Origin of the sequence: Chryseobacterium viscerum (assembly GCF_002899945.2) — a bacterium.
GTDB lineage: Bacteria > Bacteroidota > Bacteroidia > Flavobacteriales > Weeksellaceae > Chryseobacterium > Chryseobacterium viscerum.
On record NZ_PPEG02000003.1, the window covers coordinates 44232 to 59674 of the forward strand.

Genomic DNA, 15443 nt, shown 5'->3' on the forward strand with positions numbered 1-15443 from the left:
CAAAAATCAGCCGTAAATTTGCTGCATATTTCTTTACAGTTATGGTAAATTTTGTTCTGATTGCAGTGTGCATTATTGCAGGAATGATATTCAAAGCAACAAAATCTATCCACCCCGATGCCCACAAAGGTATCAATACATGGATTCTTTATCTTGCTCTTCCGGCAGTTTCGTTTAAATATCTGCCTAAAGTAAAATGGACAGCTGAAATGTTATTTCCGATTGTGGCCACATTTTTAGTTGCGGTGTTTTGTTTCTTCTTTATGATGTTTTACAGTAAAAGTAAGGGATATTCCAGGCGGTCCAGAAGTACCTTAGAATTGGCAAGCGGTTACAGCAATACTTCTTTCATCGGATTTCCATTAGTCAGTGCCTTTTATGGAGAAGGGCTTTTAAGTATTGCCGTTATTTGTGATCAGACCATGTTTTTCTCTCTTTCTACACTGGGAATTATTGCCGCAGTGAAAGGAGGAAGTAAATCCGGAAAAGTAAGTGCCTTATTTATTTTAAAAAGACTTGTCACATTTCCTCCGTTAATCGGTTGTATTTCAGCTTTGGTATTATCACAATTCATTGATTTTACTGCTGCAGAGCCATTCTTTGATAAATTAGCATCAACAGTAAGCCCTTTAGCTCTATTTTCAGTCGGATTGCAATTGAAGTTTAACGGATGGAAAAAACTGATCCCGCAAATGTCTATGTCAATGCTTTATAAGCTTATTCTGGCACCGGCCATTGTTTTGGGAATGGCTTTATTATTAGGAATAAAAGGAGATGTTGCAAAAATTACCATATTTGAAGCCGCAATGCCAACATTAGTGACGTCAAGCATTATTGCAGAACAATTCAAACTGAATACAAAACTGACGAATCTCATCATTGGAGTCAGTATTATTATAGGATTTTTTACGTCCGCGTTTTGGTATCAGATCACGGAACTTCTTTTTTAAGGACAAAATTATTAAAAATGTCCTAAAATAGATACCTCACCGAGTTTCTCTCTATCGCTTCAAGCGTGCACAAAATTTGTGTCTGAAAATATTTTGTTCAAATATCCCACTATCTATTTCACATATGAGAAAAAATATTAAAAAGACTTTTGCTTATAATTATACTGTTTTTTAAACAGACTCTATGTTAGTTTATTTTGACATTCTATAAGCTTTGTAAGCTGTTCCTAATCTGATTTTTCAGTATACTTCCAGCAATTTCGGTTGACAGTATATTAAATACCGGATTACATTAGTCATTGAATTTATTATTTTATATATTTAAGCTAGAAAAAACACAAATTTTATACAACAATGAAAAACAAATTTATTTCGAGGTTACTCTCATTAGTAACCATTATGGTTTTGTTGTATTCCTGTAGGAATGAACAATTAACTGAACAAGAAACTTACAATAATAGCAGTCAATTCAGACCAACGTCTAAGACAATTAGTCTGGAAGAAAGTAAACACAAATTAGTTCTTAAAACTGAATTACAAAAGGCACAAACTAATCTAAAAGAAGTCAAAACTAACGTCTCGGGTAAAACAATTGAATATGAAAATAGTATTTCTATTGATACCGACAATGTAAAATATATTGAATATGGATCTAATTCTCATACCTATACATTTAATCTGGTACGAGAAAATGCTTCTGAAATTGCTTCTTTAGAAAATTTGGTATTATCTTCTCTACCTGATGGTACTTATAAAGAACTTTTAGTAACTTACAATTTTACTCCACAGGAAAAGCAGGATTTACTTTCAGGAAAAGGAGTGAAAACAGCTGGTAAAACAACTGTAATTGAACTTGCAAAAGGAACATACGGAGGTGGCGTTTCTAATAGAGGTATGGGAGATGCAGAGTCTTGCTCTTATCAAACGGTAGATATGTACTTTTCTTGTTATTCTGGAGACCACCATCAAGGTAATGAAAGTACTTGGGGAGGTTGTGAATGGGCTAGTGATGGAGGTTACCCAGCTCAACACTTAACCGTAATAGCATTAGTCTGTACGGCAAGTACAGCCTTGGGAGACGATGGCTCACCAGGAGGGGGGGATATGGGAAGTACTACTGGTTTAGGAAGTGGTACAAATACTCCGACAATTCCAACTTTTAGTAGATTCTTTTTTTATGTTAAAAAACTTCCAGTAGATTTGAAAGCTGTTCTTTATGACACAGCTAATACTGAATTTTATGAAGGTTTAAAAACTTACTATGATGTTAATTTTGGAAGTGCTGAAGCCGGAGAATTTATTAATTGGGCATTGCAGTTTCAAAAAGATAATCCTGATGTTTCTTGGATGCAGTTTCAAAATTGGTTTATTAATCCAGACGGGATATCAAATTTAGTTTTCAACAATTCAATTAACACTAGTAATTCCATTGCATTTAATACAAAAACCGATTTTAAGACAGCATTGTTAAATAAAAATAATGTATTTACTGAAGGAGTCGTTTTGCAGGAGAATGGGTCCGAAAAAATTGTTTCTGCTAAGATTAAAAGAACAGGAATTTGGGGAAGTGGAGAAGAAGTTCGTGTAAAATTAAAGAAAATTAATAATAGGTGGGCTTTTGATAGTGTTACATCAAGTGAACTTGGACTTACTTTAGGCGTTTGGTCTTTTACACAGATTGACTATACTCAAAATACAAATGCAAATGTTCTAACTGTAGAAGTTACGGGATATGAGAACTACAACGTTTTCGTGGAAGGTCTTGGAACAGTTTATAAGGACAAAGTAATGATAAGGATAAAAATTAATACTACAACAGGAAATATTTTTAGTATAGAATTTATAGATTTATAAAATTATGGAACAAACGATTAGTGAATTTAGCTTTAGTTTATTTGTACTACAAATTTTGACATTAATTTTCATAATATTGCTGGGTTATTTTGTATATAAAATTTATAAGAAAATAAAATAATTCTAGGATAAATATGGAATACAATTACATTATTAGACATTAAGATTTAGTGAATTAAAGTTTGATAAATAACTTGAATTTGTCACACTTGTTCTGATAATTTGATGACTGGTTTTACCACAACATTTAAGATAAAAGGTAAAGCCGGTCATTTTTTATTTTACAGTTATAAAAAATGTCATCAAATATTGGGTTGTAACTTGTTTGAAAAGATTCTCCAATTGAACAAACAGGATGACAATTTGCTTTAACAAAAGTATTTTTATTTCTATTCTAAAAATCTGTATTTGAAGCTAATCACATTAGTTAAATTTAGAAACAAAGTCCAAAATCAAAATCCAGATTTCAAAGCTAAAGTTACTATTTTGGATAAGACGGAAATGTTTAATAAAAGCCAAGAAACAGGATTTGCAGCGGCATATGGTGCTGTTCCTTATGAAGAGATGCCTAATACTCCTAATGGAAATGTAAAATTACCAGAAGGAAACAAGTATTTTGGATTTATGCATGTTCATTTAAATTTGGATGGGGTGGTGAAAATATTTTCTCCATATGATATAACAACTTTTTTAACAAGCTGTGTAGAAAATGCTAAACTAAAAGGGGGAATGTTGGATGCCTATGCAATGGTAATAACCTCACAAGGGAACTATATTCTTAAATACTCCGGAGATGGTAACTTTGCGATTCTCTATGATCAATTACAAAGTTGGCAAACTTGGTATAATAAAGAGTATTCAAATCTTACTGAATCAGAATTGTCTGATCCTGTAGTGGTTGAAAAATTATTTACTCAATTTTTGAAAGAAAAGGTGAATATTAACGGATTGGAAATATACAAATCTGATAAAACTACGGGCAATACTAGTAGATTGGAGTATGATGGAAAAGATAACCCTGTAAAATCAACACCTTGTCCATAAAACAATTAAATCTTACACTATGAAAAATATATTTTTATCTATACTATTTATGTTAACTCTTTCATGTAAAGCGCAACAAATTTATTCTTTAAGACCTACTGAAACTAACCTCCCTGAAAATTCTTATCAAAGAGATACTAATAATGAACTTCCAGCTTATGAAGGTACTTGGAAAGGGACATGGGACAATAAAATGCTTTTTATAACTTTCAAAAAGATTACTAATGAATACGATACTGATTTTAAGTATTATAGAGATTATTTAATAGGAAAATTTAAGGTATTAGATAGTAATGGAAATGTTCTGTTTGATAATACAAATACAAATGATGATAATGCAAAAATTTTAGGAGTCAATTTTAGAAGATACGGAGACAAATATTCTCTTATTTATTTAGATTCTGATCTTTGTAATACAACAGGAAATATATCTATCAGTTTTGTTGATTCTTCTAAAACTAAACTTAATTGGAAATATTTCTATCATAATGAGATTGTAACAGTAGATTGTCCTTATTATAATTCTGAGATTCCACAACCACTGCCTAAAGATATTGTTCTAACAAAACAATAATTATGATTTCTAAAAAATCAATATCTTTAACAAGACAATAGGTTAAAAGGGTTCTAACCTTAATAAAAAATGATTTGTTTTATCACAATATCAAGGTAAGGCTATTCATTTTAAATAGTTAGCCTTGACCGTTTTTGGCCAAGGTTATTTTTTATCTTTCAGTTATGAAAAATGTTATCCAATATAATATTGAAAGCAAGATAAAGCCGATAAAAAAGATGGAACTTAAATAATGGTTTAATGTACATTAATATAAGTGAATTTTCCTGTAAAACTATAAATATTCAATTGTGGTATGGTGGTAAAGATAACCCCTGTAAAATCAACACCTTGTCCTTAATTAAATTTATAAATTATGAAAAATTTATTTTTATTTATATTATTCTGCATCACAATCTCGTGCGATGCACAAACCTATCCATTAAGAACATTCAATGAAATCCCTGAAAATGCCTATCTAAAAGATACAAATAATGAGCTTCCTGCTTATGAATGTACTTGGACAGGTACTTGGAATAATAAAACTATCTATATAACCTTTAAAAAGATAACAAATAAGTATAATGAGAATTTAAAATACTATAAGGACAATTTGATTGCAAAGTTTAAAGTTGTAGATATTAACGGAAATATTTTATTTGATAATACAAATTTATCTGATGATACCCCAAAAATATGGGGAGGAAAATTTAGAAAAGTGGATGATAAATATTCTCTTATTTATAATGGCCCAGATTTATGTAATACTTCTGGCACAATTAATATCAATTTTATAGACCCTACTAAAACAAAATTGGATTGGAAATATTTTTACCGTAATGAGATTGTAACAGTAGATTGTCCTTATTATAATTCTGAGATTCCACAACCACTACCTAAAGATATTATTCTAACAAAACAATAACTATGATTTCTAAAAAGTCAATATTATCTTTAACAAGATAATAAATAGGTTAAAAAAGGTTTTGAAGTACCTGAATAATTTATATTCCTACAGAATAGATAAAAGGCAATAACCAGAATACTATACAACTCTATTATTGCGTTTCAATGATCTGCGAAAGGGGCAGGAAAGAATCTCTGCAAAGTTGCAATTCTCTAAAGAAAAATCTAATTTTACACTTTAAATATTTCCCTTGCAATACGCTCAAATTGTTTTACCCCTGAACCTGAAAGGATCTTTTACGTATAAAGTTCCTGAAGAAATGATGTCTGAAATCCAGCTTGGAATGCGAGTTTTGGTCCCATTTGGCGGGAAGAAGATCTATACGGGAATTGTATTTGAGCTTCATGATAATGCACCGGAAAATTTCACAGCAAAGGAAGTCATCAGCATGCTGGATGACAAACCGATCATGCCTGAGGAACAGATTGATTTCTGGAACTGGCTCTCGGAGTATTATCTGTGCAGTCTTGGAGAAATTTACAGGTTTTCATTTCCTTCTTCATTAAAACTGGAAAGTGAAACTTATTTAAAACTAAAACCAGGTGCTGTTGTTGATTTTGAAAATCTGGATGTCAATGAAATGTACCTGATTCAGGCACTTGAAGTACGACAGCTGATCAATCTGACAGATATTGAAGCATTTATTCCCAAAAAAGATATTATCAAAACCATCAACTCATTGATTGACCTTCAGTATATTGAGATTGATGAGAAAATTGCTGAAAAATATAAAGCTAAAGAAGTAGCCTATGTAAGAATTAATGATGAAATTTTAGTCAATCAGAATCTTACAGAAATTCTTTTAAAACTGAATAAAGCACCCAAGCAGAAAGAACTTTTCCTTCTTATTTTGGAAAAGCAGACGGAAAATCCTGATATCCCCATCAAAAAGGCTGAGTTGTTTGAAAGTGGTTATTTTGGAAGTTCCCATTTCAAACCTTTGGCAGATAAAGGTCTTGTTGAAGAGTATTACATGCAGAAAGACAGGATTGAAAGTTATGAAGGCGAAATTGAGGAACTTGAAGAACTTTCCGAACAGCAGAAATTGGCTAAAGCCGAGATTGATGAAGCTTTTGAAGAAGGGAAAAATGTTCTCCTTCACGGTGTTACATCATCTGGAAAAACCCATATTTATCTAGAGAAAATCGATGAATGCATCAAAGAAGGAAAAAATGTATTGTTTTTGCTTCCTGAAATTTCTCTTACCAAACAGATTACCCAGAGGTTAGAAAAAAAATATGGGCGGCAGCTAGGTTTCTATCATCAGAAACTCACAGATTTTGAGAGGGTAGAAGTATGGAGAAGAGTGAAGCAAAATGACATCCATATTTTGATCGGGACTCGTAACGCGTTGTTTTTACCCTACCAGAACTTAGGGCTTATTATTGTAGACGAAGAGCATGATTCGGCATACAGACCACGGGAAGTGTCTCCTTATTTTAATGCTAAAGATGCATCTTTGGTATTGGGAGGCTTTTATAAAGCAGGGTTGATCTTAGGATCGGCAACCCCTTCCGTTGAAAGTTATTACCGGGCGAGAAAAGATAAAATGAAATATGTCTTCCTGAATGAAAGATTCGGGAATGTTAATCTGCCGGAATATGAGCTGATCAATTTCAAAGAAGCCCAGGAATCTAAAAAGGTTTCAGGAAACTTCTCGCTGAAGCTCATTGAGGAGATCAAAAAGACCATAGATGAAAAGAATCAGGCAATTGTTCTTCACAACCGCAGAGGATATTCCAATGTGATAGAATGTGAAAGTTGCGGATATGTGAATTACTGCTCCAATTGTGATGTGGTCATGACGTATCACAAAGCAGCCAACGAAATGAAATGCCATTATTGTGGCCAGAAAGCTTCAAAACCGAAAACCTGTCCGAAATGTCATTCCGAAAAGCTGAACGAAAGAGGAGTAGGAGTAGAGCAGATTCATGAGGAAGTTTCCAAGCTGTTCCCGGAAAATGAAGTGGATAGAATGGATGTAGATTCTATGCGTAAGAAATTTGCTTATGAAAAGCTGTATGAGAAGATTGAAGACGGAGAAACAGATATTGTAGTAGGAACACAAATGATTTCCAAAGGGCTTGATTTTGATCATATCGAGCTGGTGGCTATTCCAAAAGCCGATTCCTTATTATATGTACAGGATTTCAGAGCGGAAGAAAGGGCCTATCAGCTGATCACACAAGTCTCGGGAAGAGCAGGAAGGGTTTCAGGGAAAGGAAAAATCCTGATTCAGACCTATAATCCTGATCATTCTGTATTTCAGCTGATTAAGATGAACAATCCTGCGAAGATCTATAAATATATTCTTACAGAACGTCAGAAATTCCATTATCCTCCGTTTACGAAGCTGATTATGATTGAGTTGAAGCATATCAGAGATGAAAAAGTAGATCGTGCTTCTCAGTTTTTGGGATCCATCTTAAGAAAATATCTTCCTGAAGATTGTGTTTTGGGACCGGAAAGAGCCCAGATCGCAAGATTAAATAACTTATATCAGTTCCAGATTATGCTTAAGCTTCCCCGTGGTAAAAACTATGAGAAATTCAAGAACATGGTATTGATAAGTTTGAAAGAATTTGATGAAATAACTGCTTATCAAAGTGTTAAAAAAGGTGTTTTTGTGGATTTTTAACAATTTTTAACAAACTTTACACTCTTTTATAGGGTAATAGTGGTCTGTTATATGACAATAATTTCTACTTTTGGACGTTGATTAAGTGTTTGGCTTTTAAATTGAATGATGTAACCTGTCATTTTTTATAGAGTCAAAACTATAGAACAAAAAGAAGATAGATGGTAAATTTCAGAAAATATATTTCAAGTGCGGCGGTGTTGGCTTCTGGTCTTTTCCTGGCTCAATCTACCGTTTCTACCGTTCTTTATTCTCAGAATTATGACAATCAGAAAAGCAGCTTAAACCTGCCTTCGCCCGTTAGTTCGGTCGTGGAGAGAACTGTTTTGTCAGCAAAAGAACTGGTAGACATTAATGTAAACACAATGATGGCGGATCCTGTGCTGAAAAATGCAACCTGGGGATTCGTAGTGTACGATCCGAAAACGAAGAAAGTAATCTCTTCGTACAATGAAAATACTCCTTTAGTACCTGCTTCTACGACAAAGCTACTGACAACGGAAACAGCATTAAACATGCTGGGTGAAAACTACCGTTGGATGACGCAGCTGGAGTACTCAGGAACTATAGATGAAAACGGAGTTTTAAATGGAAATCTTTATGTCATAGGAAGCGGTGATCCTTCTTTGGGAACAAACAAAGCAGGGGCAGGATCTTATAGAGACATTATTTCAGATTTCGTAGGTGGAGTTTCAAGAGAGGGAATCAAAAAGGTAAATGGTGATATTATCATTCAGACAGCGCTTTTCAAAGGCAATATTTCAGTGCTTCCGGAAAATGTTGTATGGTTAGAAAACAATAATTACTACCTGCCTGTAGGGACAACTCAAGGGATCAATCCAGCCAACGAAAAACTGATCGTGAAAAAAGGAGGATTTTCTCCAGAAAAGAAATTTTTCTATGTTTCCCCTTACAATCATCAGATGGTATATGCTGAAAAGTATGAGGGCAGTGGGACTTTAACCACCAAACTTCCTGATGCTCCGGCTTACCTTGCCAATTCTTTCAGAACAACACTGGTGAAAAGCGGAATTCCTGTTACCGGAAAAGTAAGTCCTAAAATGACAGATGCAGCACCGGATGGCAGAAAAATGCTTTCAGCATACAAATCCCCAACTTTAGGTGATATTATTTATTATACCAATCAGCACAGTGATAATTCATTGGCAGAAGCTTTGCTAAGAACGGTGGGTTATCAGAAAATGGGGGATCAGACTTCAGAATCAGGAAGAATTGTAGTGACAGGTCACTTAAGAGATGCCGGTTTTGATATGAATGGTCTTAACTATATTGATGGAAGCGGACTTTCAAGAAGTAATAACGTAACTCCCATTTCTCAGGTGAAATTTCTGACTTCTCTGATGGAGCAGAAATACTACAGATCTTACCTTACTTCTCTGCCTATCGGAGGACAATCCGGAACTTTAAAAAGAATGTTCATAGGAGGAGGTAACGGACAGGTTTTTGCTAAAACAGGAACTTTGAATAAAGTAAAAACATTAGCTGGCTACCTGAAAACAAATTCCGGAAAAACATTGGTTTTCTCTTTAATGGTAAATAACTACTCCGGATCAGTAGATATGGTGAAAAAAAGAATGGAGAAAATTCTTGAACCAGCACTGGATCTTTAAAAATTTTTTATTTTATATATTATAACAGCCTTTTAATCATTGATTAAAAGGTTTTTTTTATATTTGATTAAATTTTTCTAAACATGACAAAATTGTACCTTTTGGTGCTGGGATTTTTATTATCTCAACAGTTCTATGGCCAAAAACATGAGCAAAACACCGATATGAAGGGGTTAATTGAGAAAGAGAAAAAATCCTTTACTCAAAAAATGAATATTGGGAATACCAACCCAAATACCCTAAATTATGACCTACAATACCAGAGAATGGATGTCAGCCTGGATCCTGCGGTGTATAATATCTCCGGATCGGTGACTTCTCATTTTAAACCGACACAGAGTATGGGAAGTATTTATTTTGATCTTTCCAATTCTTTAACCGTTTCTCAGGTGAAATATCACGGAGTCAATATCACTAGTTTTCAGCAACTTCCTTCAAAAGAACTGAAGATTGATTTTCCGGCTTCTATTCCCGCCAATACATTAGACTCTCTTACGATCTATTATGCAGGAGCACCGTCTACAAGTAATGATGCTTTCAAAACAGCGCTGCAGAGCGGAACTCCGGTTCTTTCTACTTTGAACGAGCCTTATGGGGCGCAGGATTGGTTTCCAACCAAGCAAAGTTTAAATGATAAGATCGAAAGATTTGATTTTAAAATTACAACGCCATCCAATTACAGCGTTGCAGCCAACGGAAAACTGATGTCCGAAACTTCTCCTACAGCATCTACGAAGCTTACCTTCTGGAGAACGATGTATCCCACACCAGCCTATCTGATCGCACTTTCAATTACTAATTTTGTTAAGCTTACTGATACCATTGGAAACCCTCCGTTTCCTTTTGTGAATTATATTTATCCGTCTACTAATTCAAATGCTACGAGTATAGCAAATATTAACTGGACGAAACAGATCATGAATACTTTTGAAACCTATTTTGGAACTTATCCTTTCCGCAATGAAAAATACGGTCATATGGAATTTATGTATGGAGGGGGTATGGAACATCAGACAATGTCTTCTATGGGAGGCTGGAGTAAAATACTTATCGCTCATGAGCTTGCTCATCAATGGTTTGGCGATAAAGTAACCTGTGGTGCATGGAATGATATCTGGCTGAATGAAGGTTTTGCTACTTTTGGAGAGCATGTTGCCAATGAAAAATTGCTGATGAACAACACGGAATTTATGAATTTCCTGCAAAGTCAGGCCAATTATATTATGGGAAGCTCTACAGGAAGTGTTTATGTACCGGATACGGGACTTTCCAGTATCAATAGAATATTCGACAGCAGACTGACGTATGCTAAAGGGGGCTATATTTTGAGAATGTTGAAATGGGCTTTAGGTGATGCTGCTTTTTATCAGGCACTTAAAGATTATCATGCAAGACCAAATCTGGCTTACAGCTATGCACGTACCAGTGATTTTAATGCTTCTTTGCTTCAGTCAACAGGAACAGATTTTACAGAATTTTTCAATGATTGGGTATATGGAGAAGGATATCCTACGTATACTATAAAATGGATGCAAGGTGGGAACCAGGCTTTATTCAAGGTTTCTCAGACACAAAGCAGCCCTACTGTAAGCTTTTTTGAAATGCCTTTACCTATTAAAGTGACAGGAACTGCAGGACAAACTGCTTATTTTGTACTTAACAACACTTCAAACAATCAAAGCTTCCTGCAGTCCGTAACTTTCCCTATTGCAAGTGTTCAGTTTAATTATGAATACCAGATTCTTGAGAAAAACTCTACCGTTACTCAAGACAATACTTTAAGTGTTTCTTCTGTTGAAAAGGAAAACTTTGGCTTATATCCGAATCCTGCCAAGAATGAAATTAATCTGAAAGGAATCAACAGACCTTCAGATTTCGTGATCCATGCTATTGATGGAAAACTGGTAGGAAAAGGGACCTATCAGCCAGGTAAGGCAATCGGAATTTCAGAATTAGTTCCGGGAGCGTACATTATTACTGTGGATGAGAAAAATATCAAATTTATCAAACATTAAAATACCAGTAAAGAGTAAATAATTGCTCTACTGAATACATTCATCATAAAAAGAAGCTTTCAAATTTGAAAGCTTCTTTGTTTTCTCGCAGCTCGGGCTCCTCTAGCCCGAGCTACTTTTACCTTATACTTAAACCATCTTTCTTTAAATACTTTGCGCATAAAATTATCAAAGTGTCTGGTGATGACTAAGTTTTTAAAGCCGCGCCATTTTTCTATCGGACTTGATGGAAGCGCTCTCAGGGAAACAGAATATCCTTCAGTATCATATTGTATATAATGCCACCATCCAGACGGAATATAAAGTGTTTCGCCGGGATGAAGGATGGCTTCATAGCCGTTTAAATAGAGTAAGGCCGGGTATTTTCTGTAATCAGGTTTTTTTATCTGAGTGAGACTGTGGAAATTAAAAGGGAGCTTGTACATGAAATCTGATTGTTCCCAAGGAAACAGCCAGATCCTTTTAATACCTTGAAATTGAGTAATAAAAACATGAGACATGTCAATATCAATATGATTTCTGGTAACAGAACCTTCCCCTCCAAAAAACATAAACGGAAGCCATTTTAGTATTTTGCCATCTGTAATGTCATTGTATATAATATCGTTTTTAAGTTCAGGCTTTATTTTCAGTAGGTTAAATAAGAAAAGTCTGTGCTCGGTGGGAGTAGATTGTATCAGATCAAGATATTCTGAAAATGTAGATTGGGCTATGGGATCACTTGCCACTCTGTCTAAGGAGTCCAATTCACTGCCGTATATATTTACGATATGATCTCCTGCAATTTCCTTGAAATAATTATAATTCCACTTTTTGAAAGCAGGGCTCTCCGGATGTACAAAGTCTTCAAGAATAATGGGAATTCTAGGCTTCATATGGCTGCTAATAAAGGTTGCAGAATCAATTGTCTTTATTTTTTGTACCGGCTTTAACTTCATACTCTCGAATTTTAAGCAAATATAAATATTATCCTACTAATTTTGTAGACTAATAGTGTTAAAAGTGAAAGTGATATCAAATTTTTAGAATTAAGCTTATAAAAGGTTTTATTTTACTGCCTTTTTAGTAAATTAGCACATCTAAAAAATTACTAAAAATGATCTCTGAAAAATACCTTCAACATTTACAGAATGAACTTCAGAATATTGAGAATGACGGACTTTACAAAAGAGAAAGAATCATCACTTCTCAGCAAAGTGCAGAAATAGAAGCGAACGGAAAAAAGCTTTTGAACTTCTGTGCAAATAATTATCTGGGATTATCCAACAATCCGGAAGTTATGAAAGCTTCCCAGGAAATGATCCAGTCTCATGGATATGGAATGTCATCGGTACGTTTTATCTGTGGAACACAGGATATTCACAAGGATTTGGAGAAAAAAATTGCTGATTTCTTAGGTCTTGAAGATACAATCCTTTACGCAGCTGCATTTGATGCCAATGGGGGTGTTTTTGAACCGTTATTTACAGAAGAAGATGCTATTATTTCAGATGAATTGAACCACGCATCGATCATTGATGGTGTTCGTCTTTGTAAAGCAGCGAGATATAGATATAAGAATAATAATATGGCGGATCTTGAAGCTCAATTGATTGCAGCTTCTGAAAAGAGTCACCGTTTCAAAATTATCGTTACAGATGGAGTTTTCTCTATGGATGGTATCGTTGCTGACTTAAAAGGAGTTTGTGACCTTGCTGATAAATATGATGCTTTGGTAATGGTAGATGACTCTCACGCAACAGGTTTCATCGGGAAAACTGGTCGTGGAACTCACGAAGCTAATGAAGTAATGGGGAGAGTAGATATTATTACGTCTACATTAGGAAAAGCTTTAGGGGGTGCTTTAGGAGGATTTACTTCCGGTAAAAAAGAGATCATTGATATGTTGAGACAGCGTTCAAGACCTTATTTATTCTCCAACTCTTTAGCACCTGGAATTGTAGGAGCTGCTTTAAAAGTATTGGATATGATTTCTGACAATACTTCGCTTCGTGACCAGGTAATGGAAAATGCAGATTACTTCAGAACAGAAATGAAAGCAAAAGACTTTGATATTCCGGACGGAGATGCTGCGATTGTTCCGGTAATGCTTTACGATGCTCCACTTTCTCAGAAAATGGCTGAAAAGCTTATGGATGAGGGAATCTACGTAATCGGATTCTTCTATCCTGTAGTACCGAAAGGAAAAGCAAGAATCAGAGTACAGTTATCTGCTGCTCATACCAAAGAACATTTGGATAAAGCGATTGCTGCTTTTGAAAAAGTTGGTAAAGAATTAGGAGTGATCTCTTAATCGTTGAATTGGTTACAACAATGAAAATATAATGTTCGGCTCGGGCAGCTTTGCTGCCCCGAGCCGAACTATTTTTTATATAAACCCTATTTTGATTGGATTTTCCTGATCAAAAGAAATTTATTTTTAACAATTATATAATAAGCTTATCTTTGCTGTTAATTTTTTCTGAATGCTTTATACAATAATCAAAGCGCTGCACATTATTTTTATGGTAAGCTACTTTGCGGGAATTTTTTATCTCGTAAGGATTTTCGTGTACTATAAGGATACCGATGAATTTCCGGAAGAAAAAAAGAAAATTCTGAGAGAGCAGTATACCTTTATGGCCAGAAGGCTATGGAATATTATTACCGTTCCGGCGGGAGTAATTATGACAATATGCGGATTGGTCATGATCTTTTTAAATCCGGGGCTTATGAAAATGGGATGGTTTCATTTGAAACTGACATTCCTTATAGGACTTGCGATTTACCATTATTGGTGCTGGAAAAAAGTCCTTCATTTAAAAGCATTGAATGGAAATACACTACCCACTGCCAATATCAAACTGAGACAGGCGAATGAAATTGCTACATTCATTTTGTTTCTGGTTGTATTTACAGTCATTTTAAAATCAATGGCAATTGAATATTGGTGGCAATTAATTACAGGATTTTTCGTTCTTGTATTTCTGATCATGATGACCGTGAAACTGGTTAATAAAAATAAAAAAAACAAATAATTGTAGCCGAGGGCGCATGTCCTTTTTACATCTTACAAAAAAACTATGATTGCAATTTTAAAGAAAGAACTTTGGAGTTACTTTGGAAACTGGAGCGCATGGGTGATCATTGCCGCTTTCAGTTTGATAGCGACTCTCTTCCTGTTCTTTTTCGACAACGATTCTAATATTTTTGAGATCGGAATGGCCTCTTTGCAGAGCTATTTCGTATTGGTTCCATGGCTGTTGATGTTTATCATTCCAGCCCTTTCTATGAAAACTTTTGCAGAAGAACAGCAAACCGGAACATTAAACTGGCTTTTTTCACAGCCATTGAGAGTTTCAGAATTGGTCATCGGAAAATTTCTTTCCGTATGGATTGTTGGGATTCTATGCCTTATTCCATCATTAATTTACCTTTATACGGTATATGTGTTGGGAGTTCCTGCAGGAAATATTGACCTTGGAATGACTTTCGGAAGCTATCTTGGACTGATTATTTTAATCGCAGGATTTGCCGCTGTAGGTATTTTGGCTTCCTCATTATCACAGAACCAGATTATGGCTTATCTGTTGGGCGTTTTCATGTGCTTTATTATGTATTTTGGAATCGAACAGCTTGCGAGCTACAAGCTATTGGGAGGAGCCGATTTTATTCTTCAGAATATAGGTTTCTACCAGCACTTCTTAGGCTTTACAAGAGGGCTTATTGATTTTAAAGATGTGGCTTATTTTATCCTTGTCATCGGAGCATCATTAGTATTGTCTAATCATTTTATTAACAAAAAGAAGTAA

The 15443-nt window shown here is 34.7% G+C and carries 12 protein-coding genes; 11 read left to right on the forward strand and 1 reads right to left on the reverse strand.

Annotated elements, in window-relative coordinates:
- Window positions 1-41 precede the first annotated feature (41 nt).
- From C1634_RS06735 to C1634_RS06770, 8 genes are all read left to right on the forward strand, one after another.
- A complete protein-coding gene (locus C1634_RS06735) occupies window positions 42-950 on the forward strand; it encodes an AEC family transporter (protein WP_109738104.1) in 909 nt (302 codons plus the stop codon).
- A gap of 354 nt (window positions 951-1304) precedes the next feature.
- A complete protein-coding gene (locus tag C1634_RS06740; protein WP_123921407.1) occupies window positions 1305-2804 on the forward strand; it encodes a hypothetical protein in 1500 nt (499 codons plus the stop codon).
- Between the two features lie 408 nt (window positions 2805-3212).
- Entirely contained in the window at window positions 3213-3848 is a 636-nt protein-coding gene (locus tag C1634_RS06745; protein WP_109738106.1) for a hypothetical protein, read from the forward strand.
- Window positions 3849-3867: 19 nt separating this feature from the next.
- Window positions 3868-4422, forward strand: coding sequence for a DUF6705 family protein (locus C1634_RS06750; protein ID WP_123921409.1), 555 nt, complete (start codon window positions 3868-3870; stop codon window positions 4420-4422).
- Between the two features lie 355 nt (window positions 4423-4777).
- The gene (locus tag C1634_RS06755) at window positions 4778-5326 is read left to right on the forward strand and encodes a DUF6705 family protein (protein WP_109738108.1); all 549 of its coding nucleotides are present in this window, start codon (window positions 4778-4780) and stop codon (window positions 5324-5326) included.
- 232 nt (window positions 5327-5558) lie between these two features.
- Window positions 5559-8006 carry a replication restart helicase PriA gene (gene priA / locus C1634_RS06760; protein WP_109738109.1) on the forward strand — a complete coding sequence of 816 codons (2448 nt, stop codon included), beginning with the start codon at window positions 5559-5561 and terminating at the stop codon, window positions 8004-8006.
- Window positions 8007-8167: 161 nt separating this feature from the next.
- Window positions 8168-9637 carry a D-alanyl-D-alanine carboxypeptidase/D-alanyl-D-alanine endopeptidase gene (gene dacB, locus C1634_RS06765; RefSeq protein ID WP_109738110.1) on the forward strand — a complete coding sequence of 490 codons (1470 nt, stop codon included), beginning with the start codon at window positions 8168-8170 and terminating at the stop codon, window positions 9635-9637.
- Between the two features lie 83 nt (window positions 9638-9720).
- Window positions 9721-11652 carry a M1 family metallopeptidase gene (locus C1634_RS06770; RefSeq protein ID WP_103233884.1) on the forward strand — a complete coding sequence of 644 codons (1932 nt, stop codon included), beginning with the start codon at window positions 9721-9723 and terminating at the stop codon, window positions 11650-11652.
- Window positions 11653-11711: 59 nt separating this feature from the next.
- On the opposite strand, the gene C1634_RS06775 is transcribed toward C1634_RS06770, so the two are convergent.
- On the reverse strand, window positions 11712-12590 hold the full coding sequence (locus tag C1634_RS06775) for a cupin-like domain-containing protein (RefSeq protein ID WP_103233883.1): 879 nt from the start codon (window positions 12588-12590) through the stop codon (window positions 11712-11714).
- Window positions 12591-12748: 158 nt separating this feature from the next.
- Here C1634_RS06775 and kbl point away from each other — a divergent pair, with 158 nt between their 5' ends.
- The 3 genes from kbl (at window position 12749) to C1634_RS06790 (ending at window position 15443) form a co-directional block, all read left to right on the forward strand.
- The gene (gene kbl / locus C1634_RS06780; protein WP_109738111.1) at window positions 12749-13945 is read left to right on the forward strand and encodes a glycine C-acetyltransferase; all 1197 of its coding nucleotides are present in this window, start codon (window positions 12749-12751) and stop codon (window positions 13943-13945) included.
- A gap of 172 nt (window positions 13946-14117) precedes the next feature.
- Window positions 14118-14669, forward strand: a complete 552-nt coding sequence (locus tag C1634_RS06785) for a CopD family protein (RefSeq protein ID WP_103233881.1) — start codon at window positions 14118-14120, stop codon at window positions 14667-14669.
- A 45-nt stretch (window positions 14670-14714) separates the two neighbouring features.
- Window positions 14715-15443, forward strand: a complete 729-nt coding sequence (locus tag C1634_RS06790) for an ABC transporter permease (protein WP_109738112.1) — start codon at window positions 14715-14717, stop codon at window positions 15441-15443.